The following is a 22,752-nucleotide window of genomic DNA, read 5'->3' on the forward strand; positions in this document are numbered from 1 at the left end:
CGATTTCAAGCCAAACTCAAACAGCGCGCGCCGATTGAGTATCGGCACGCGCTGGCAGCTTAGCTTTTTTCATCTGTCTACTTGACAGGGGTATGACCAGGGACTCCCTTTCTTAGCCGCGGTTTTTTTGGGGTAACTGACGCTCAGCATTATTTAAACCAATTGCCAAATAAAGGAATACGAATCATGTCATGACGGTCAATAATTTTCATTCCAACCATTAATATCAAATAAATGATTACACTCGCTGCGCATGCAAGCAGCAGGTTAATCCACTCGTAAGTCAGCGGCTGCTGGTTCATCGTGAACCGGGCGGCAGCTCCCATAATGATCATGGCTGCGCCTACTTTCGTAAAGTCTGTGAGCTGCATGTGAAAGCCGATAAACCGGAGCACGCTAATCCCATGTAAGACGGTGACGAGGACGATGTTGACGTTAATGGCGATTAAGGCGCCATATATGCCAAAGTCAGGATCTGATGCCAGCTTCACGATAAGAAACAACTTGACGATTGCGCCGATTAATGTGTTGATTAAAGCTGTGCCTGGCTTGTTGAGCGCTTGAAGAGCGGCTTGTAGCGGCGCTTGAAGATAAATGAAAATACCGACTGGAGCTATGAGCTGCAGCATCGGCGCAATTTCCGCGTGATTATAAAGGATGCGGCAGATCGGCTCTGCGAATAAAGCCATGATGACGACAAAGGGAGCGCCCGAAACAAGGGCAAGTCTCATCGATTGATGCAGCCGTTTGTGAATTAAGGAGTTATCCCCCCGAGCAGCCGCTTCTGATAAGGATGGGATGAGCGATACGGCAAGTGAATAGGTTAAGGCCGTCGGCAGAAGCAGAAGCGGGACGATCATCCCTTGCAGCGCGCCATATTGTGCGGTGGCAACTCCGGTAGCAATGCCTGCAGCAGCTAAGCTTCGAGCGGTAAGAATGGATTCAAGCAAATACGAGAAGGAACCAACCAAGCGGCTTCCGGTTACCGGTATCGATAAACCAAGGAGTCTGCGAAATACAGGAACGTTTTTGGGAGTATGTTGGTTGGGAAGCTGTGATGATGCTTGTTTCAAGAGATGCTTGTCACGGTAATATTTCCACAGCAGTACAGCCAAACCCCCGATTTCTCCTACGACGGCACCAAGCATCGCGCCTGCAGCTCCCCACTCCAGACCGTACGGCAGAAGCATGTAAGCAAAAGAAAGCGATGCAACAATACGCAGCACGGTTTCCACAATTTGAGAAACAGCAGTAGGTATCATGTTTTGTTTACCTTGAAAGTATCCGCGATAAACCGATGAAATGCCTATAATGAGCAGCATCGGGGTCATAACGATAAAAGTGCGGTATACGCGGGCATCCGGCAGCACATGTTTAATGATCCAGGGAGCACCGAGCAGCATCACAGCAGTCATCAGTATGCCAAGCAGCGTAACGAGTGCCATAGCTGTCCGGAAAATGTACTTCACACGAATGGAATCGCCTTGCGATTCAGCTTCTGCAATCCATTTGGCGACCGCAAGCGGAATGCCTCCAGTAATAATAGTAAGCATAACGGTTAGAAACGGGTAGCTAAGCTGATACAAGCCGACGCCCTCCGCGCCAATAATGCGCGGAAGCGTGATGCGGGGCACGAAGCCGAGCAGACGGTTAATAATGCCAGCGGCAAGCAGAATCATAGCGCCCTTTATAAATGTTTGTTTAGTTTGCTTCGTCATAATAAAATACCCTCTTCTCTTTCATGGAATAGCGAATCCGCTCCTGCTTGATCAATAGACGAAGCTATGAGACAGGCCGGTACTAACATGTTTATGCGGTGCATGTCCGTTTCCATGTCAGTCATTTTGTGGAATACAAAGGCAGCGTGCAGGAATATGGAGAAGACGTAGCGAATAATTGGATTAGACTAAGAAATCGGTTGAAATAGGTTTAGATTAATGTCATAAGCTTTTAGGAGGCGCAGCATGACAGACGAAGAGTTAAGCCGGATGATCGAGGAGCTATGCAACAGCAAGGCTGAGGAATTTCACCTCATTGGCTATGAGCACGTGACGGGACAAGAGGTTTGGGCATGCGTAAGCGAAAAGTACAATACAAAGGGACAACCCGAGCTTCACCAAATGGTGAATGATATTTTATCTCTAAAGGTTATGAAATTTATGAATTTCATGACGATTAGCGCATACAAAGGAACCCCGTTCTAAATCGGCGGGTTTCTTTTTTTTTGACTCGATTTTAACGCGTCTGTATAATAGGAATATTGAGATCATAAGGGGGATTTAGACGTATGTTCGGGAAGAGAATTATTGCCTTCCTTGCGATCGTAGTCATTATGTTTGGCGTTATCGCTTGGACAAGCCCATCGCTGGTAAAAGATGTAAAGCTAGGCCTTGATTTAAAAGGCGGATTTGAGGTTTTGTACGAGGCGGAGCCGCTTGAGGGCGGAGAAGCAGTAACACCGGAATCATTGAAGGAAACAGCAAGAAGCTTGGAATCACGGATTGACGAGCTCGGCATTGTGGAGCCTGAAATTACGACCGAAGGAACGAACCGGATTCGCTTGAAACTAGCAGGAGTTGCGAACGAGGATGAGGTTAGAGAAGTTCTAGCTAAGCCGATCAATCTGACGTTCCGCGGCCCTGACGGCAAGATCGAGCTTGATGGCAGCGACTTTAAGCAAAATGGCGCAGGTATCGGCTATGACGAATTAAGCAAGCCATTCGTTACAATCGAACTCAAAGACGCGAAAAAATTCGAAGAGATTACTACTCGTTTAACGGGCCAATATTTAGCTATTTATCTTGATGATAAAGAGCTTTCCAAACCGTCCGTTAACTTTCCTATTTCCGGCGGGTCTGCTCAAATTTCGGGCGATTACACGGTAGATGAAGCGAAAGAATTGGCAGATATGATCAACCTTGGAGCTTTGCCGCTCAAGCTGGTTGAGAAGTATACACAAAGCGTTGGCGCTAAGCTTGGACTTGCATCCTTGAAGGATACAGTTGAAGCGGGCTTAATCGGTACGGTTATTATTTTGGCGTTTTTAATTATTTTGTTCCGTATTCCAGGCGTAGTTGCCGGAATAACAGTCGTTACTTATACGTGGCTCTTGATCGTTGTATTCAATTTAATGAATGCCACCCTCACCTTGCCGGGTATAGCAGCCTTTGTACTCGGTATCGGTATGGCGGTAGATGCGAATATCATTATGTACGAACGTATTAAAGAAGAGATCCGCAGCGGCAAAAGCTTACTGTCCTCTTTGAAGTCAGGCTCGAAAAACTCCTTCCGTACTATTATGGATGCGAACATTACGAACATCATTGCGAGTGCCGTATTGTATTACATCGGCAATGGCGCGATTCGCGGCTTCGCGCTGACGATGATCTTCAGTATTCTCGTAAGTATGCTGACGAACATCTTCTTATCCAGATTTTTAATTATGCTGCTCATTAAAAGTAACCTATTTACAAACCCAAGCTACTATGGCGTGAAGGAGGCAGAAATCCGTGAACTTTAATACAAAAATTCGTTATGATTTTGTCGGGAACCGCAACAAGTTCTTTCTGTTCTCGATCACGTTAACTGTACTGGGCATATTGTCTTTGCTTATCTTCAACCTTAATTTCGGCGTTGATTTCAAGGCCGGTACGAATATGGATATTTTGGTAGGCAAGCCGGCTACCCAGAAGGATGCCAAAGAGATTCTCGTAAAAGCAGGGATTGAAGGCATTACGCCTACGGTAGGCGGCACTGGTAACGAACGCGTTTCCGCCCGTTTTGACGAGGTGCTCACGCAAGCCAAAATTGTTGAAATTCAAAACGCATTTAAAGCGAAATACGGCGATCAAGTGTCGGCCGAAGTAAACGTCGTATCCCCTGATATGGCACAGGAGCTCGGAATAAAAACGATATGGGCGATCCTTATTGCAAGCGTAGCAATCATGATTTATGTCATGTTTCGTTTTGAATGGCGCTTTGCGCTTGCTGCGAACATCGCGATTTTGTATGATGCGTTTGTCGTAGTTGCTGTATTCTCGATTTTCCGACTGGAAGTAGACCTGCCGTTTATAGCAGCAGTGCTGACAACGATCGGTTATTCGATCAACGATAAAATCGTTATCTTTGACCGGATTCGTGAAAACCTGCGCTTCGGTCAATTCAAAAACCGTGAACAGCTGGCTGAGATGGTAAATGCGAGTATTTGGCAAACGATGGCAAGGAACATTTATACCGTATTAGCGGTACTTATCGTTGCGGTTTGTTTGTTCATTTTCGGAAGCGAATCGATCAAGCTGTTCGCATTTGCTAAAATTATTGGACTTTCAAGCGGAGCCTATTCATCCATCTGTATCGCGAGCCCGCTCTGGCTGCTTCTTAAAGGAAAACAAAAGCCGAAGGCTGCCGTTAAAACTACAGCTTAACTTACGCTTACTATTTATGCTTACGAAGTAGGTTTTGCATCCGCAAGACCTTAGCACATGCTTACGAAGTAGGTTTTGCATCCGCAAAACCTTTAGGAGGTACAAATGTCAACCACACAGCGATATGCAAAAGCAGAGTCCGCAAGCTGGGCCGGCTTATGGGGAAACATGCTGCTGGCACTATTTAAAGGCGTAATTGGTTGGTTGTCAGGAAGCAAGGCGCTGCTCGCGGATGCGTTTCGAACGGCAACTGAAGCCGTTTCGGGGATTGCAGCTATTTCAGGTTTAAGGGCAAGCCGCAAGCGTAAAATGGCAAAATCAAATGCTGCTGCGGAAGCTGAGGATACGAGAGGAGAGGCGACGTCAACGATTCTGTTGTCTGTCGTCCTTCTCATCATTGGGCTCGAAATCGGTATTTCCGCCATTCGGGATATTTCCGATCGTGTAATAAACGCGCCGCATTGGAGTTCGGTAGCGGCAATTGCTCTCTCTTTAATCGTTCAGCAGCTGTTTTTTCCTGCGAAAGACCGTTTGGCCGGCCTTTTTTGCTCGGCGGCGGCTTTGATTGGAACAAGCGGAGCGATAATCGGCAAAATGCTGGCCATTCCGGTACTCTATTATTTTGATCCGGCTGCGGCGATTGTCATAGCTGCAATCGTTGTCATTAACGGATACAAAATGGCTACTGTCCTCATCCGCAAAGATGGCAATGGAACGGTGATAGAGGAAAATCCCGATGAGCTTATGCAGCTTGTTCAGAGAGTTGAAGGAGTCGTCACCGTGCAATCATTGCGAGCTAAAGAGCATGGACATTATGTCATAGCAGAAATGGTTATTAGCGTTAATCCGCGTATTTCTGTTCTTGAGGGCCATGAGATTGCAAAGCGGGTAAAGCAGCTTGTTATGAAACGTTTTATACATGTTACGGATGTTTCGATTTATGTTGAGCCATATGATCCTGGTTATCCTTATAAGTCCAATCATGATCCGAATCAGGAGCAGATGCCGACACTGCTGCAATAAGAACTGCAAACAGCAGGAGAGGGGAAAGCAACATGATTCAAAGGAAGACGCGGTGGGCTGTTGCGCCTTGGTCAGTAACCGATGAGGATAAGGCGAAAAATCTGGCTTCCAGCCTAACCGTGCCGCCATTGGTAGCAAGGCTGCTCGTGCAGCGCGGCTACGGCGATGTGGAATCGGCGGAACGGTTTTTACGGGGCGGACTGGAGCATTTTCATGATCCGTATCTATTGTTAGGAATGAAGGCGGCTGTCGAACGAATAAGATTGGCTGCAGCTAATAACGAGAAAATTCGGATTTACGGCGATTATGATGCTGATGGCGTATCCAGTACAGCGTTGCTTGTGCATTTATTTCGAACTTTACATTATAATTTTGACTATTATATTCCTCATCGCGCTTTGGAAGGGTATGGATTGAACAGAAAAGCAATCGAGCTTGCAGCTGAAGAGGGCATCGGATTAATCGTTACGGTTGATACAGGCATTAGTGCCGCAGAAGAGATTGAATATGCGAAGCAGCTTGGCATCGATGTCGTTGTAACCGATCACCATGAGCCGCCTGAGCATATTCCAAATGCAAGCGCGGTCGTAAATCCGAAGCAGAAGGGCTGCGGCTACCCGTTTAAAGGGCTTGCAGGCGTTGGCGTCGCATTCAAACTGGCGCACGCCCTGCTGGAGCGTCCGCCGCTTGAATGGGCTGATATTGTCAGCTTGGGCACGATCGCCGATTTAATGCCGCTAAAGGACGAGAATCGAATTTTGGTGCGGTATGGTCTGGAAAGATTGCGCAGCCATACGAGCATCGGGTTCCGGGCATTAGCAGAGGCTGGCGGCATAGAGCTGGAAGGTCTTACCGCAACAGGAATTGCTTTTGGAATGGCGCCGCGCGTCAATGCGGCCGGCAGGCTGGATCATGCGAAGCGGGCGGTAGAGCTGCTTACGACCGATGATTATGATAATGCGATTTTGGCAGCAATCGGGCTTGATAGCTTAAACAAGGAACGACAGCGTGTAGTAGAAAGCATCGTGAAGGAAGCGGAACTGCAATGGCAGGCCAAATGCGAGGAAGCTGCAGCGGACGGCGCGGAGCCGCCGCCCGTTATCGTGCTTGCGGGCGAAGGCTGGAACGTTGGCGTCATCGGCATTGTCGCCTCTAAGCTGCTTGAGAGGAATTATAAACCGGTTATTATTCTTGGAATAGATGGGCAGACAGGGATGTGTAAAGGCTCTGCACGCTCCATAGACGGCTTTGACCTGCATGCGGCACTTACAGCCTGCGATGAGCTGCTCGATCATTACGGCGGTCATCAGGCGGCAGCCGGCATGAGCCTGCACCGTGACCGTCTGCTGCAATTTGAACAGCGGCTTGGCGAGCTGGCTGCCGAGTGGTTGACCGCTGACGATTGGATTCCGAAAACATCGGTGGATCTCGTATGCTCGGTAAGCGAAGCTACGCTCGATACGATTACCGAGCTTTCGCAGCTGGAGCCTTTCGGGATGGGGAATCCGTCGCCTAGGCTGCTATTCCAGCGGACCGAGCTGGCGGACCGGCGTACGATAGGAAAGGAATCCAAGCATCTGAAGCTGTCGCTCGGCAACGGACGCCGTTTGTTAGACGGGATTGGCTTCAGCATGGGTATGCTGGCGGATCGGCTAAAGCCAGGCAGCAAAATCGATATCATAGGCGAGTTATCCGTCAATGAATGGAACGGACAGCGTAAGCCGCAGCTGCAGCTGCATGATGTCCATTTTAATCCTGCAGCGGCAGATTTTCCGGAACGCGAGCATTTCGGAAAAGTTTATCAGCTGCTTAAGCAGCTCGGACAAGCTCCGATCCAAGGATTAAACGGACGCTTATCGCAGCAAAGCGGTCTATCCTTAGAGACGGTGGAGCTTATGCTGGACGTATTTGAGGAACTGCAATTTATTGAACGAAGCAATGGGCTAATGACTGCGGCATCGTCGCCTCAGAAACGGGATTTAGCTGCTTCGGAGCGTTACCGTGCCGCAAAGCAGCAATTTGAAGCCTCGCAAATATCGGTTCTCAACTTAAGAACTTAACTAAATATTTTGAAATGGAAAGGGTTGACTTCAGTGTCCAACACACAATACAACTTCAAAGATTACATCCGGGTAATTCCAGATTTCCCGCAGCCGGGTATCCGTTTCAAAGACATTACAACGCTTTTGAAGGATGGGGGAGCGTACCGTGCTGCAATTGAACAGATGCGCGCAGCTGTACAGCATATGAACATCGATATTATTGCCGGACCCGAAGCGCGCGGCTTCGTAGTCGGCGCTCCGCTTGCGCTTGCGCTTGGCGTAGGATTTGCTCCGATTCGCAAGAGCGGCAAGCTGCCTGGCGAGACGATTTCCGCCAGCTACGATTTGGAGTACGGCAAGGATCAGCTGGCTATGCATAAGGATGCGATAACGCCGGGCCAGCGCGTATTGATTGCCGATGATTTGCTGGCAACGGGCGGAACGATTGCAACATCGATTAATCTGGTTCGCCAGCTTGGCGGCGAAGTGGTCGGAGCGGCGTTTCTGATTGAGCTTGCTTACTTAACGGGCCGTGAAAAGCTTGATGGTATCGACGTGTTTTCATTAATGACATACGAATAAATAGAGCGGCATGATCCGTCTCTAAATGAACCGCCAATCCCTTTAATCGCGCAAAGCGATGAGGGCAGGCGGTTTTATTTTATTATTGGAGGCCTCCGGTAGTTGACGCGGTACCGCTGTTACAGGCATAATATTATAAAAAACTCGGAAAACGCATGAATGGGATCCGCCAGGAGTGTAATCAGAAAGGGACGTTTCATGGGCATTGAGCATTTACTCGAGAAGGCATCCGCCTATATGAAAGAGCAGGACCTTATACGCATCCAGGAAGCCTATAACTTTGCGGAGCAAGCCCATCATGGACAAGTTAGGAAATCGGGAGAGCCTTATATACTGCACCCCGTAGCGGTTGCGGATATACTTGTTGATATGCAAATGGACGTGCTGTCGATTATTGCGGCATTGCTTCATGATGTTGTTGAGGATACGACGGTAGATTTGCAGACGGTTCGCGCAAAATTTGGCGAAACCTGTGCGATGCTGGTAGACGGTCTGACAAAGCTTGAAAAAATTCAGTTTCGTTCGAAGGAAGAGCAGCAGAACGAAAATTACCGTAAAATGTTTGTCGCTATGGCGCAGGATATTCGCGTAATTTTAATTAAATTAGCAGATCGTCTTCATAACATGCGTACGCTCAAATTTCAATCGGAGGAAGCCCAGCGCCGTATCGCGTATGAGACGCTGGAAATCTTTTGCCCGATCGCACACCGCCTCGGTATTTCAGCTATCAAGTGGGAAATGGAAGATATTGCGCTTCGTTTTTTGAACCCGCAGCAATACTATCGTATCGCTAATTTGATGAAGAAGAAGCGTGCGGAACGCGAGCAGTTTATTGATGATGTCATCTCCCGCATTACGGAGAAGCTTGAGGAAATGGGCATTGAGGGAGATATTTCCGGACGCCCGAAACATTTGTACAGCATTTACAAAAAAATGACCGACCGCAACAAGCAGTTCACTGAAATTTACGATCTGCTTGCGATTCGCATTATCGTTGATAATATAAAAGATTGTTATGCGACGCTCGGAATTATTCATACGCTTTGGAAGCCGATGCCAGGCCGCTTCAAGGATTATATAGCTATGCCGAAGGCGAATATGTATCAATCGCTGCATACGACGGTTATTGGGCCGAATGGAGAGCCTACGGAGGTGCAGATTCGAACTTGGGAAATGCACCGGACCTCTGAATACGGTATCGCGGCGCATTGGGCGTACAAAGAGGGATCGCTTGTGCCGGGCGGCAGCTTCGAGGACAAAATGTCCTGGTTCCGTGAAATATTGGAGCTTCAGAATGAAGCGCGCGATGCGTCTGAGTTTATGGAGTCGCTTAAGATGGACTTTTTTTCCGATCTCGTATTCGTGTTTACGCCGAGCGGTGAAGTTATTGAGCTGCCTGCCGGTTCTGTGCCGCTTGATTTCGCATACCGGATCCATACGGAGGTCGGAAATCGGACGATTGGTGCGAAGCTGAACGGGCGGATCGTACCGCTTGATCATAAGCTGAGGACGGGGGATATCGTCGAGATTTTAACGTCGAAGCATTCTTACGGACCAAGCCAGGATTGGGTGAAAATCGCTCAGTCTTCCCATGCCCGCAGCAAAATCAGGCAGTGGTTCAAGAGGGAGCGGCGCGAGGAGAACGTTGCGAAAGGCAAGGAGCTGCTTGAGCGGGAGCTGAAACGGCTCGGGCTTGAGCCGTCTGCATGGCTGCATGATGATAAGCTGCAGGAGGCAGCGGCCAAATTTGCCTTTAACGATATTGAAGATATGATGTCCGCAATCGGATTTGGCGGTATTACAGCGGCACAAATTTGTACGAAGCTTACCGAGAAGATGCGCAAGGAAGCTGAGCTCGCCAGTCAGCTGGAACTGACGGCTGAAGTGAAGGAAATTAAATCGCCCGGCAACCGGAAGACGAGGCCGAATCAGGGTGTGACAGTGAAGGGCATCGAAAATCTGCTTGTCAGATTCGCGCGCTGCTGCAACCCTGTTCCGGGAGATTCGATTATCGGTTATATTACGCGCGGCCGCGGCGTCTCCGTCCACCGGATGGATTGCCAGAACATTCCTTTCGGCGATCAAGGTGAAGAGGGCGAACGCGTCATAGAGGTCGAATGGGAAGATTCCATCGAGGCCAACTACAGCGTTGATATCGAGATTACAGGAAATGACCGCAGAGGTCTGCTAAATGAAGTGCTTCAGGCTGTATCGGAGAGTAAAACCAACATTTCTGCTGTTACCGGACGTTCGGTCAAAAACAAAATGGCGCTTATTCATATAACGGTGCTTATCCGCAACATCGAGCATCTGACTTCGGTCGTAGAGAAAATCAAGCGGGTTCAGGATATCTATTCTGTCCAACGCATTATGCAATAGACATTTGGCTCAAGGAGCATAACGGGCGAGATGAATATCGGAGGGTTATAGGCAGTGAAGGTAGTCGTACAACGCAGCAAGCAGGCAAAGGTCGTCATTGAGGGCGAAACAGTTGGTGCCATTGATTTTGGACTTGTGCTGCTGGTCGGCATAACTCACGAGGATACGGAAGCGGACATGGTGTGGATGGCGGACAAGGTGGCTAATCTGCGCATTTTCGAGGATGAGTCCGGCAAAATGAATTATTCGGTTACGGATATCGGCGGACAGCTGCTGTCGGTGTCGCAGTTTACGTTATATGGCGATTGCCGAAAAGGCAGACGGCCGAACTTTATGGCAGCGGCCAGACCTGAGCAAGCGGAGCAGCTTTACGATAAGTTTAACGAAACGCTTCGCTATGCGGGCCTTGTTGTGGAGACCGGCCGCTTCGGTGCGATGATGGATGTCGAGCTCGTTAATTCAGGACCGGTTACGTTAATTTTGGAGAGCGGCGCTTAATATAGCGTTCGTGGGAAACAATATACATTATGCTGTGCGGGCGAGCAACAGACCTCGCACGAGCTGTATGCCATATTGGAGGAATACCACGAATGCATCAATCACGCAAGGAGCAAGGAATGGAACGGGCTTCCCGGAGGCTGCTGCATATGGACCGAAGAGAAGCTAAGGTATTTGCAGAGCTGGAGGATGATATGGAAGCGGCTGAAGAATGGGCGGGTTTCCCGCATCAGCCCCGCCGCGACAATCCGGGTCATTTGTAGCTTTAAGTAGGATACCGTCTGTGCGTATATTGCCCGGACGGTTTTCTAGGCACGCCGTAAAAACGCTTACGAAATTGTAATATTACTGTAATCAATCTCTAACTTTCTTTTAACATCATTAACCTATAATAAATCTCGACCCCCTTTTTAAAAATATATTTTACTTTTGGACCTACAAACACGTTTTGTAGGTTTTTTTCTGCCCATTTTCGCAGAGGGTGCTGTGAGCTCAGACCGGTCTTGACTTTAACCCTTTTGAGGGGTAAAATTAAACCTCAGTATGACCAGCATAAACGGATGAATCCATACGAAGAGGTGGAACCCCGGTTTGTGATGAAATATAAGCATGGGACAAAAGGATTGCTTTTTACATACTTATATTTATGATAGCGATTCGTGGATGGGACAAAGTAATTCTTCGCGCTATATCCAGAGAGGGACGCCATTTGGCTGCAAGCGTCCTTATACCGGCTGAATGAACAGACTTCCCGGAGAACAGACAGTGAACGGCTGAAAGGAGCAGGCAATTGGCTTGCGGCTAACAGCGTAAAGTAGCTGGACTGCGGATGACGGACGTTAACCGTCTTGGAGCGGGCTGATGCATAGGATGCAGGCTCGAAATGTGGGTGGTACCACGGGAGATTCACTCTCGTCCCTTATGGCGCAAGCCGTTAGGAACGGGAGTTTTTTGCGTTTTCCGGTTTTAAAGTGTTTATTACGGAGACAGGAGGTTTTATTCAATGGCATTTCAGAAAATGCCGGGCACACAGGATATTTTGCCTGGCGCGGTAGAGAAATGGCAGTATGTCGAGCAGAAGGCGCGGGATATTTGTCAGCGTTACAACTTCCGTGAAATTCGTACACCGATCTTTGAATCCACGGAGCTATTTCAACGCGGAGTCGGTGAAACGACCGATATCGTTGAGAAGGAGATGTATACCTTCACAGACCGCGGCAACCGCAGCCTAACGCTGCGTCCGGAAGGAACCGCAGGCGTTGTAAGATCGTATGTGGAAAATAAGCTGTACGGCGAGCCAGACGTGTCTAAGCTGTACTACATCGGACCTATGTTTCGTTATGAGCGGCCGCAGGCAGGTCGTTACCGCCAATTGCATCAGTTTGGCGTTGAGGCTTTAGGCTCAGTTGATCCGGCTATCGATGCTGAGGTTATCGCACTTGGTTATACGTTTTATACGGAGGTAGGACTAAAGGGCGTGCGCGTGGAAATCAACTCGGTCGGCACACCTGCGGTGCGCGCGGTATTCCGCGAGCGCTTGCTTGCTTTTCTTGAGCCGAAGCGCGGGCTGCTTTGCAAGGATTGCCAGTCACGGATGGACCGCAATCCGCTTCGCGTGCTCGACTGCAAGGTCGATCAGGATCATTTTACAGACGCGCCTTCGATTTTGGACAGCTTGGACGAGGAATGCCAAAACCATTTTGACAAGGTTAAAATGTATTTGAGCGATATGGGCATTCCTTATGAAATGAATCACCGGCTCGTTCGCGGGCTCGACTACTATACCCATACGGCTTTTGAATATAAGGCTGAGGGCATTGGTACGATCGATACCGTCGGTGGAGGCGGACGCTATAATGGTCTCGTTGCGGAAATCGGCGGCCCCGATCAGCCCGGAGTCGGTCTTGGCCTGGGCCTTGAAAGAACGATTTTGCTGCTGCAGCATCAAGAAACGGAATTGCCTGCTTTTAACCAAGTCGACGTCTATGTCGTTGCGCTTGGCGAAGCGGCGGAGCGCGAGGTGACGAAGCTGGTTTACCAGCTGAGACAGAACGGCATCCGGGCAGAGCGCGATTATCTTGGCCGTAAGATGAAAGCTCAGATGAAGTCGGCAGACCGGCTTCAGGCGCGTTATACAGCTATTCTCGGCGACGATGAGCTTGAGCGCGGCGAGATATCCCTCAAGGATATGTCGAGTGGCGAGCAGCGCAATGTGGCATTAGATAAGCTTGCCGATGAAATTAAAGGTTAAACTTCACCTTTCCAAACAATCTAACTAAATGAGGAGCATGAAAACTATGTTGTTAAAAACACATCACTGCGGCCGCTTAACGAAAGCGGACGTTGGTCAAACGGTTATTCTAAACGGCTGGGTACAGCGTCGCCGCGACCTTGGCGGCGTACTATTTATCGATTTACGCGACCGGTCGGGTATTGTTCAAACGGTATTTAACCCGGATTTCTCCGGTGATGCTCTAGCGATCGCAGACCGCGCACGTAACGAGTTCGTTCTTGCTATTCAAGGCACAGTTGTAGAGCGCGATGCGGAAACCTTCAACGCGAACCTTGCTACCGGCGAAATTGAAGTGCGCGTTACAAAAATCGAAGTGATGAACGCCGCAAAAACGCCTCCGTTCCCAATTGAAGACGGCGTAGAGGTAGATGAGTCGCTGCGCTTGAAATACCGTTATCTGGACCTGCGCCGCCCGGAAATGCAAAAAACGCTGTTCCTTCGTTCGAAAGCTGCAAAGGTATTCCGCGATTTCCTGGACGGAGAAGGCTTCATCGATGTGGAAACGCCGATTTTAACGAAAAGCACACCAGAAGGCGCGCGTGATTACCTGGTGCCGAGCCGCGTGCATGAAGGCGAATTTTTTGCCCTGCCGCAATCGCCGCAAATTTTCAAGCAGCTGTTGATGGTTGGCGGCATTGAGCGTTACTACCAAATCGCCCGCTGCTTCCGGGATGAGGATCTTCGTGCAGACCGTCAGCCGGAATTCACCCAAGTCGACATCGAGACTTCCTTCCTTTCGCAGGATCAATTGCTTGCTATGATGGAAGAGCTTACGGCTAAGCTGCTTAAAGAGACGGTTGGCGTAGAGCTGGAGCTTCCATTCCAACGTATCACTTACGCGGATGCTATGAACAAATACGGCTCGGACAAACCGGATCTGCGTTTCGGTCTTGAGATTGAAGACATTACGGATATCGTATCAAGCAGCGATGTAAAAGTGTTCGCAAGCGTAGCGGCTAGCGGCGGCGTTGTAAAAGCGCTGAACGCTAAGGGCTGCGCGAGCTGGAGCCGCAAGGAGCTTGACGACTTGCAGCCGTTCGCCGCGCGTTACGGCGGTAAAGGTCTTGCGTGGATTACGGTGAAGGAAGGCGAATGGCGCGGGCCGATCGTCAAATTCCTTAAGCCGGAAGAGATTGCCGCTCTTACAGAGCGCCTGCAAGTGGAAGAAGGAGATTTGCTGACGTTCTCTGCGGATAAGAAGAAGGTCGTTGCCGACGTTCTTGGCAACCTTCGCTCGAAGCTTGGCAAGGATCTTGGCTTGATCGACGAATCGAAATTCAAATTCGCTTGGGTTGTTGACTTCCCGCTGCTCGGCTGGGATGAGGATGCGAAGCGTTACGTTGCGGAACATCATCCGTTTACGCGTCCAAATGAAGACGATCTTCACTTCTTCGATACGGATCCGGGACAAATTCGCGCGCAAGCGTATGATCTCGTTCTGAACGGCTACGAAGTAGGCGGCGGCTCGATGCGTATTTACAAGCGTGACGTACAGGAGCAAATGTTCAAGGCGCTTGGCTTCAGCATGGAGGAAGCGCAAGAAAAATTCGGCTTCCTGCTGGATGCATTTGAATACGGAACGCCTCCGCACGGCGGTATTGCCTTCGGCTTCGACCGTCTGGTCATGCTGCTTACCGGCCGTACGAACCTGCGTGAAACGATTGCCTTCCCGAAAACGGCAAGCGCGACCGATCTGCTTTGCGATGCGCCTTCCGAGGTCGAGCTGTCGCAGCTTGAGCAATTGCATATCCGTACCGTGCTTAAGCCTAAGCAGCCGGTTGCCGCAGCAGCAGCTGCAGCGGAAACAAACGAAAAATAAGCGATTTATGCTAAGGAGGCGGCAGCCTGATGCTTCACCAATTTTCACGTACAGAGCTGGCTATCGGGCCAGAAGGGCTTGCGCTAATGAAGGGGAGCACGGTTGCCGTGCTCGGCATCGGCGGGGTTGGCGGCATTGCTGCTGAGGCGCTTGCGCGTACCGGCGTTGGACGTATTATACTCGTAGACAAGGACGTTGTGGATATTACGAACGTCAATCGTCAGATTCATGCGCTCACGACGACGGTTGGACAGCCAAAGGCAGAGCTCATGCGCGATAGGATCAAGTTAATTAATCCCGAATGCGATGTAGTAGCCTTGCGGATGTTTTATACGGAGGAAACGTATGAGCAGTTTTTTGAGTATCCGCTTGATTATGTTTTAGATGCGTCTGATACGATATCGTACAAGATTCATTTGATCAAGCAATGCCTGGAGCGGAAAATACCGATTATTTCGAGTATGGGCGCTGCGAATAAGATGGACCCTACGAAGTTCCAGGTCGTCGATATTTCGAAGACGCATACCGATCCTTTGGCGCGGGTTATCCGTACAAAGCTGCGCAAGGAAGGGATCAAGCGCGGCGTGAAGGTCGTATTCTCGACAGAGACTCCGATGAAGCCGCGCGAGGATGTAACAAAGAAAATTGTTCCGGAAAATGCGCCAGAGATACGTAAGGCCAAGCAGCCTCCGGCCAGCAATGCGTTCGTTCCCCCGGTTGCCGGTCTGATCATGGTCAGCGTCGTTGTGAACGACCTGCTTGCTGCTGGCGGGATTGAGCTATGAATGAAGCGCTTGTCAAAAAGCTGAGATTAACGCCTGAGATGAAGGCGCTTATGGATCACTTATCCGAAGGGCTCATCCAAAATCAAGACGGATATTAACCGCGATACGGGCTGGAAGCACATGCTGACGCTGAATGTGGAAGGTGTCGCTTTGTAAGAGAAGATAGCTGTTTCGGGAAAAAAGCTTCTAAGCTTTTTTCTGCGATGCGGCTATTTTTTCTTTTGGGACAAGAAAGCGAGCGGATAGGGATTTATCCGCTGTCTGGCGAACAAATGTGCTTGTATGCTATGATCGGGTTAACAGAAGGTAGAAGGTTGGGGAGCAGGATGGACTTATTTACCTATCAAGAAGCTGAATTGCCGCGCGCAAGGCTGCTTGCGGATCGCATGCGGCCGCAGACTCTAGACGAATATATTGGGCAAGAGCACATAGTAGGTACGGGAAAGCTGCTGCGCAGGGCGATCGAGGGCGATCAGGTGTCGTCTATTTTGTTATACGGGCCTCCGGGCTGCGGCAAAACGACGCTTGCCCACATCATTTCCCTGCGGACGGCTGGCGAGTTCGTGAAGCTGAATGCGGTGGACGCATCCGTTAAGGATGTGCGCGAGGTTATTGATCAGGCCCGCACGAATAAATCGATGTATGGCAAGAAGACGATTCTTTTCTTAGATGAAGTGCATCGCTTTAATACGGCAAGGCAGGATGCGCTGCTGCCGGCTGTCGAGCAGGGAATCATTATCTTTATTGGAGCGACGACGGAAAATCCGTTTCATCATGTGAACGGCGCTCTGTTGTCCCGTTCGACGCTGTTTCAATTAGAGCCGCTTGGCGAGGCGCATGCCTATGAAGCGATGAGGAGAGCGTTATCCGACCGGGAGCGGGGGCTCGGCTTTATGGATTTAAATGCGGATGAGGACGCGCTGCAGCATATTGCTGCTATGGCGGGCGGCGATATTCGCCGTGCGCTCAATGCGCTTGAGCTGGCCGCGGTGACAACGCCGTCGGAGCAGGATGGCTCGGTACGCTTGACGCTGGAGGTGGCGCAGGAGTCGATAAGGAAGCCGTCAATACGCGCCGATCTGTCGACGCAATACGATGTGCTTTCGGCATTCCATAAGAGCGTGCGCGGCTCGAGTGACGCGGCTCTGTTCTGGTTTCTTTATGCGGTCGAGAAGCTGGGCATGGATCCGATGACCTTTATCCGCAGGCTGATCGTTGCTTGCAGCGAGGATATTGGACTCGCGAATCCGCAAGCGATGATTCAGGCGGTCACCGCGATGGATGCTTATCATAAAATTGGCTGGCCGGAAGCGAAATACAATATATCTCAGGCGATTTTATTTGCGGTAGAGAGCCCGAAGTCAAACGCAACGGCAATAGCAATTGGCCATGCAGAGGCGGCTATCGAACGTGCGGGCGGAGCGGAGGTGCCGCTTCATCTGCGGGATACCCATTACAAGGGTGCGCAGCAGCTGGGACATGAGGGCTACAAATATCCGCATGACTACCCGAATCATTATGTGAAGCAGCAGTATTTGCCCGACAGGCTTGGCGGAATGACCTTTTACAAGGCAACGGAGCAGGGAATGGAAGATAAAATTAAGCAAAATCAGCAGAAACGCAAAGGCAATTGATTCAGCTGCAAACCTAAAAGGGACTTTCCTAGGTATCTAGGAAAAGTCCCTTTTACATACTAGCTTTAGAATTAGGCAATCGAAAACATAAGGCCGAAATAACCGAACACAACAGTCAGAATACCCATTAAAAAAGCAGGGATCAGCTTATTCGAGCGGTACATCCATATCACTCCGCCAGCCATCAGCACAGCTGCGGCAAGCATGAGTATGCTCTCCATATGCAGCGAAAATTGCAAGGCGATGTCGGTGCTGAAGCTGCCTTTGTAGACCGATGTGAAAAGCGGCGAAGGCGAGACGGTCTGCAGCGTTTCTTTCACGGTGTGCGGCGGTGTTTGTTGACCAAGCGCGCCGGTTGCCGCGAGCACGAGCAGCGCGATTATGCTTTCCGCTTGCAGCCATCGCCTCGGGTTGAAGGCAGGATTGCTTTTTGCCATTTTTTTATATAGGAAGCCGTTCGAGTAGGCAAACAGAAGCAAAGGCAAAATCAATAAATGCTTAATGAGGAGCATTTGCCCGTAGGGCAGCATCCAGGCGTTCACATATTCCGGCGTCGTGAACGACATAAGGACAAAGCCTGCTAGAAGCGTCACCAGCACGCAAGCAATCGCGACGGGTGAAAACCACCGCAGAAACGCTTCCCACTTGGCATTATCCTTGGAAAACCAGCTTACGACGAATAATATGCCGATCCATACGCTGACGGCGAGGAAATGGGAAGCATGCGTAACCAGTCCTCTAAACCCGTAAAGGGATGAAGCGTGACCGGCATAGCCTAGCCACACGATTAGCAAAAAAGTGACAAACAAAGCTACCTTAGGCATATGCTTGTCACCCCGGAACGCTTTAAGCCCGAGCAGAAAAGCAAGCCCTACAGCACCTATCGTAGTCCATAGCCAAGCTTTGCCGGTATTGATATCGAGCAGGATGCTCTTCAGAATAGAGCTGTATGTCATATCAAAGTCTTTGGAGAACACGATGGCGAGCTTATGGATAGGGACATATGACAGCACTGGAATTGCTATTACACATGCCAGCAGCAAGCCGCCCGGCACCTGAACGGAGGGCCTTTTGTCCTCCGGCACAAGCCGCAGCAGTAAAGAGCCCGCCAGAATAGCGAAGCAGACGTATAGAAGGCCTTCGCTGACGTATATCATTATTTGCGCCTCCGCAAGAACAATACGAGAGCAGCCGCTGCAATAATGACCCCGATAATTATAGCGGGCGTGTAGTTAGTCCCGGCTTGATCCGTTGCCGACTCCTTATTTTCTCCGCCTGCATCAACACTTGTTTCGGGCGAAGGCGAAGACGTCTCGGCTGTCGCTTCCGGTTCTGCCGATGGCTCGTTCGTCATGACGGGCGCTTCGACGGTAAAAGCGTAATCGCCTTCCACGGAATGGCCATCGGCACCGATAATGGCCCATTTTACAGTGTAAATGCCATTCGGCAGCGCGGCTGGAACCGTTCCGCTCATCGTCATCCCGTCAACTTCGACTGTCCCTTTTTCCATCTCCTCGCCGGCTGCATTCCATATTTTAAAATGACTAAGCTTCTCGATCTTTGTGTTAAAGGTCAGCTCAATACGCTCTGGCGGGACGGCAACCGTCGCATCCTGCGCCGGAACAGCGTTTTCTAGTTTGGAATGAGCCATTGCAACGCCCGGCACGAGCCACAAAGCTGCAAGGCAAATAAGCAATATCCGTTTCATTTGTAAGCCTCCTACATATTATTGTGACAACCTGCATCTTAAGCTGATTGCATTATAACAGATTCCGTGAAGCGTTAGCTCGTCATTAAAGGCGTATTTCATAGCGCTTTATGAACATTTGTTGAAGGCTGACCTCTTCAGCTGTATAAAAAACGCGTGAAAAGGCTGGAATTCCGCGTATAAAGGCTAGCCTATGACGAATACACATAACTACAGTCTTGAGTGAGGCTTAACTTGAGACGTCACCATATGACGCGGCGGCCCTGCATCCTGGAGAGCTCTTACATTACACAAAGATCGCCGTATCTTTGTTCCAAAGGAGGTGCGCCTGTCATCGCATTTGGCTTGCCAATATTGCGGAGGACAGGAAATCGTTGAATGACCCATTACCGATTAGTTTGTCCCTTGCACTCATTCTGTTTTTAGTATTTATGAACGGATTTTTTGTTGCAGCCGAGTTTGCGATGGTGAAGGCTAGAGGAAGCCGAATTGATACGCTCGCCTCCGATGGACATTCGCGGGCAAAGCTCGCTTCTCATGTGACAGGCAATCTGGACGCCTATTTGTCAGCTTGCCAGCTGGGCATTACGCTCGCCTCGCTTGGACTTGGCTGGATCGGCGAGCCGGCCATCTCCAATATGATCGAGCCGTTGTTTGGCTATATAGGTGTTCGTAACGAGGTGTTCATTCATACGCTCTCCTTCATTCTCGCCTTTTCCTTTATTACGCTGCTTCATATCGTACTGGGAGAATTAGCGCCCAAGACTGTAGCAATCCGCAAGGCCGAATCGATTACGCTGTTAACGGCAGGGCCGCTCGTTTATTTCTATAAGCTTATGTACCCCTTCATTTGGGTGCTGAACGGAATGGCGAATCAGCTTCTCAAACGAATCGGAATCGAGCCTGCGAACGAGAAGGACTCCGCGCACACCGAGGACGAAATTCGGATATTGATGAAGGAAAGCCACAAAAACGGACTAATTGATAACACAGAGCTTACGCTCGTAGATAATATTTTTGATTTTACCGAAACGAATGCCCGTGAAATTATGATTCCCCGGACGGAAATGATTTGTCTAAATACGAGCCATACCCTCGCTGACAATAAAAGACTCGCACTGGAGCAAATGCTAACGCGTTATCCGGTTTGCGAGAACGACAAGGACAATATTATCGGCTTTGTTCATATTAAGGATTTGCTGAAGGATACGACGCTAAGCCTCCATGATATTAGGCAGATTACAAGGCCGATTACGACCGTGCCCGAGTCCATGCAAATCAGCACGCTGCTGAAGCTGATGCAGAAGCGGAAATCACAAATCGCCATTTTGATCGACGAGTACGGCGGCACTTCGGGCTTAGTAACGTTAGAGGACATCATGGAGGAAATTGTGGGCGAAATTCAAGACGAATTTGATGAGGAACGAGAGCATCTTGAAAAAAAGGACGACGATACCTACTCGGTCAGCGGCCTTATGCTAATCGAGGAAGTGAACAGCTTCTTCGGTCTTGATATTGAGACGGACGATTACGATACGATCGGAGGCTGGATTTATTCCAAAATTGAAATTCCCCCCGTCAATAACCAACGTGTCGATTACGCGGGCGAGTTTGAATTCATAATCGAAGAGATGGACCATTTACGCATCTCCCGGCTAATCATACGCAGAATTGGAGAACGGACTGAAAGGCATGACGGTCAATATCTAGGTTGAAAATAGAAACTTTGAAAAAGAAACAAGGCTGCTCTCACGCATCGGATGGACGCGTTAAGGCAGCCTTGTTACGCAGCTCGCTTATTAGGCTTAATTAGCGTGAGCTGCGGCAGTTTCAATTTTTTGTACGGTTTCGATCGTGCCGCCTCCAAGGCATTCCTCTCCGTCATAGAGCACGACCGCTTGTCCGGGAGTGATTGCCTTCTGCGGCTTATCGAATGCGATATGAGCTGAACCGTCCTCCAAGACCGTTACGCTAACGCCTTGATCCGGCTGGCGATAGCGGAATTTAGCGGTGCAGCGGAATGTGCCGGTATCCGTTACCGGCATTATCCAATTCATGCCGCTCGCCGTCAGGCTCTCGGAATAAAGGCTTGGATGGCTCTCGCCCTGCACCACGTACAAAATGTTGCGTTCCAAATCCTTGTCGGCCACGAACCATGGCTCACCGGAGCCTGATCCTCCTATGCCGAGCCCTTGGCGCTGACCGAGCGTATAATACATCAGGCCGTCGTGACGGCCTTTCTTCTCGCCGCTCTGTATATCGATCATATCGCCTGCTTGAGCGGGCAAATAACCGCTTAGGAAAGTTTTGAAGTTCCGCTCCCCGATAAAGCAAACACCGGTGCTGTCCTTCTTCTTGGCGGTATACAAGCCTGCTTCCTCAGCGATGCGGCGCACCTCGGGCTTCGGAAGATGCCCGATCGGGAACATGGCTTTCGCCAGCTGCTTCTGATTGAGGGCGCTTAGGAAATACGTCTGGTCCTTGTTCGAATCTACTCCGCGAAGCAGCTTCGTTAGGCCGTCTTCCGTACGCTCGACCCTTGCATAATGGCCTGTCGCCAAATAGTCGGCGCCAAGCTCCATCGCACGCTTCAGGAAATCGCCGAACTTAATTTCCCGATTACACATGACGTCCGGATTTGGCGTGCGTCCGCGCTTGTATTCATCCAGAAAATAAGTGAATACCTTGTCAAAATATTGCCGTTCAAAATTAACGGTATAGTAGGGGATGCCGATTTGTTCACATACGCGGCGAACGTCTTCCGAGTCCTCTTCCGCCGTGCAATGACCGAATTCATCGGTATCATCCCAGTTTTTCATAAAAATGCCGACAACGTCATAGCCTTGCTGCTTCAGAAGCAGCGCAGTGACGGAGGAATCGACGCCGCCGGACATGCCGACGACTACCCTTGTCGAAGCTTTTGGTTTATCCATCGTAAACACCACCTTGCTCGAATCAAACAACTATTATTGTAACATAGGCTGAAAACTTTTTCATGGAGATGTATACCTTTTTGCACACGATGCTTGTGTGATATGTTAACATATAAGTGAAATGGGAATACAGAGGTTTATAGAGCTAATAAATGCAGCAATTTCATTATTCAAATATAACAACTTATAAAAGAGGTGCCACTTTGAAAATATCGACGAAAGGCCGTTATGGCTTAACTATTATGATGGAGCTTGCGGCTAAATTTGGTGAAGGTCCGACTTCGCTCAAAAGCATTGCTGAACGAAATCAGCTTTCCGAGCACTATTTGGAGCAATTAGTAGCGCCTCTGCGTAACGCAGGTCTTGTGAAGAGCATTCGGGGCGCTTATGGCGGCTATGTTTTATCCAAGGATCCGGAAACGATCACATCGGGGGACATTATCCGTATTCTTGAGGGCCCGATTTCTCCTGTTGACTTTACGGAAGAGGATGATCCTGCTAAACGCCAATTGTGGCTGCGAATCCGCGACAGCATCGCGGAAGTGCTTGATTCGACGACGCTCTCTGACCTCATCAACTTTGAGGATGAAGGCAAACCTGACAGTTATATGTTCTACATTTAAAGGAAGCTG

The 22,752-nt window shown here is 49.6% G+C and carries 19 protein-coding genes; 15 read left to right on the top strand and 4 right to left on the bottom strand.

Going from position 1 to position 22,752, the window contains the following annotated elements; translation table 11 throughout:
- Positions 1–149: 149 nt before the first annotated feature.
- Positions 150–1,718 carry a stage V sporulation protein B gene (spoVB, locus tag ASG81_RS10245; protein WP_056632920.1) on the bottom strand — a complete coding sequence of 523 codons (1,569 nt, stop codon included), beginning with the start codon at positions 1,716–1,718 and terminating at the stop codon, positions 150–152.
- A 246-nt stretch (positions 1,719–1,964) separates the two neighbouring features.
- On the opposite strand from spoVB, the gene ASG81_RS10250 reads away from it, so the two are divergent.
- The 13 genes from ASG81_RS10250 to ASG81_RS10300 all read left to right on the top strand — a co-directional run bounded on the left by ASG81_RS10250 (position 1,965) and on the right by ASG81_RS10300 (position 17,479).
- On the top strand, positions 1,965–2,204 hold the full coding sequence (locus tag ASG81_RS10250) for a post-transcriptional regulator (RefSeq protein ID WP_056632923.1): 240 nt from the start codon (positions 1,965–1,967) through the stop codon (positions 2,202–2,204).
- Between the two features lie 83 nt (positions 2,205–2,287).
- Positions 2,288–3,520 (top strand): protein translocase subunit SecD, encoded by a 1,233-nt coding sequence (secD, locus tag ASG81_RS29730; protein ID WP_081417241.1) that lies wholly within the window; start codon positions 2,288–2,290, stop codon positions 3,518–3,520.
- Positions 3,510–4,424 carry a protein translocase subunit SecF gene (gene secF, locus ASG81_RS29735; RefSeq protein WP_081417242.1) on the top strand — a complete coding sequence of 305 codons (915 nt, stop codon included), beginning with the start codon at positions 3,510–3,512 and terminating at the stop codon, positions 4,422–4,424. Before secD ends, secF begins: the two co-directional genes overlap by 11 nt.
- 105 nt (positions 4,425–4,529) lie before the next feature.
- Positions 4,530–5,447 (top strand): cation diffusion facilitator family transporter, encoded by a 918-nt coding sequence (locus ASG81_RS10260; protein ID WP_056632926.1) that lies wholly within the window; start codon positions 4,530–4,532, stop codon positions 5,445–5,447.
- A 32-nt stretch (positions 5,448–5,479) separates the two neighbouring features.
- Positions 5,480–7,507 (top strand): single-stranded-DNA-specific exonuclease RecJ, encoded by a 2,028-nt coding sequence (recJ, locus tag ASG81_RS10265; protein ID WP_056632928.1) that lies wholly within the window; start codon positions 5,480–5,482, stop codon positions 7,505–7,507.
- Between the two features lie 33 nt (positions 7,508–7,540).
- Entirely contained in the window at positions 7,541–8,071 is a 531-nt protein-coding gene (locus ASG81_RS10270; protein WP_056632930.1) for an adenine phosphoribosyltransferase, read from the top strand.
- A gap of 198 nt (positions 8,072–8,269) precedes the next feature.
- Positions 8,270–10,450, top strand: a complete 2,181-nt coding sequence (locus tag ASG81_RS10275) for a RelA/SpoT family protein (protein WP_056632933.1) — start codon at positions 8,270–8,272, stop codon at positions 10,448–10,450.
- Positions 10,451–10,504: 54 nt separating this feature from the next.
- Entirely contained in the window at positions 10,505–10,948 is a 444-nt protein-coding gene (gene dtd / locus ASG81_RS10280; RefSeq protein WP_056632935.1) for a D-aminoacyl-tRNA deacylase, read from the top strand.
- Positions 10,949–11,040: 92 nt separating this feature from the next.
- Positions 11,041–11,211: a hypothetical protein gene (locus ASG81_RS31950; protein WP_200961471.1), complete on the top strand. Its 171-nt coding sequence runs from the start codon at positions 11,041–11,043 to the stop codon at positions 11,209–11,211.
- Positions 11,212–11,951: 740 nt separating this feature from the next.
- On the top strand, positions 11,952–13,199 hold the full coding sequence (gene hisS, locus ASG81_RS10285) for a histidine--tRNA ligase (protein ID WP_056632938.1): 1,248 nt from the start codon (positions 11,952–11,954) through the stop codon (positions 13,197–13,199).
- Positions 13,200–13,245: 46 nt separating this feature from the next.
- Positions 13,246–15,060 (top strand): aspartate--tRNA ligase, encoded by a 1,815-nt coding sequence (gene aspS / locus ASG81_RS10290; protein WP_056632942.1) that lies wholly within the window; start codon positions 13,246–13,248, stop codon positions 15,058–15,060.
- Positions 15,061–15,089: 29 nt separating this feature from the next.
- Complete coding sequence (locus ASG81_RS10295) at positions 15,090–15,845, top strand: tRNA threonylcarbamoyladenosine dehydratase (protein WP_056632945.1); 756 nt, start codon at positions 15,090–15,092, stop codon at positions 15,843–15,845.
- Positions 15,846–16,171: 326 nt separating this feature from the next.
- Positions 16,172–17,479 carry a replication-associated recombination protein A gene (locus ASG81_RS10300; RefSeq protein ID WP_056632952.1) on the top strand — a complete coding sequence of 436 codons (1,308 nt, stop codon included), beginning with the start codon at positions 16,172–16,174 and terminating at the stop codon, positions 17,477–17,479.
- 71 nt (positions 17,480–17,550) lie between these two features.
- On the opposite strand, the gene ASG81_RS10305 is transcribed toward ASG81_RS10300, so the two are convergent.
- Positions 17,551–18,636 (bottom strand): copper resistance D family protein, encoded by a 1,086-nt coding sequence (locus tag ASG81_RS10305; protein ID WP_056632954.1) that lies wholly within the window; start codon positions 18,634–18,636, stop codon positions 17,551–17,553.
- Positions 18,636–19,187, bottom strand: a complete 552-nt coding sequence (locus ASG81_RS10310; RefSeq protein ID WP_056632958.1) for a copper resistance CopC family protein — start codon at positions 19,185–19,187, stop codon at positions 18,636–18,638. Before ASG81_RS10310 ends, ASG81_RS10305 begins: the two co-directional genes overlap by 1 nt.
- Before the next feature lie 374 nt (positions 19,188–19,561).
- Between ASG81_RS10310 and ASG81_RS10315 the strand changes: the two genes are divergently transcribed.
- A complete protein-coding gene (locus ASG81_RS10315; protein ID WP_056632961.1) occupies positions 19,562–20,902 on the top strand; it encodes a hemolysin family protein in 1,341 nt (446 codons plus the stop codon).
- A 90-nt stretch (positions 20,903–20,992) separates the two neighbouring features.
- On the opposite strand, the gene mnmA is transcribed toward ASG81_RS10315, so the two are convergent.
- Positions 20,993–22,120, bottom strand: coding sequence for a tRNA 2-thiouridine(34) synthase MnmA (gene mnmA, locus ASG81_RS10320; protein WP_056632964.1), 1,128 nt, complete (start codon positions 22,118–22,120; stop codon positions 20,993–20,995).
- A 203-nt stretch (positions 22,121–22,323) separates the two neighbouring features.
- Between mnmA and cymR the strand changes: the two genes are divergently transcribed.
- Positions 22,324–22,743, top strand: a complete 420-nt coding sequence (gene cymR, locus ASG81_RS10325) for a cysteine metabolism transcriptional regulator CymR (RefSeq protein WP_056632967.1) — start codon at positions 22,324–22,326, stop codon at positions 22,741–22,743.
- Positions 22,744–22,752 lie beyond the last annotated feature (9 nt).

This window comes from Paenibacillus sp. Soil522 (genome assembly GCF_001428245.1).
GTDB lineage: Bacteria > Bacillota > Bacilli > Paenibacillales > Paenibacillaceae > Pristimantibacillus.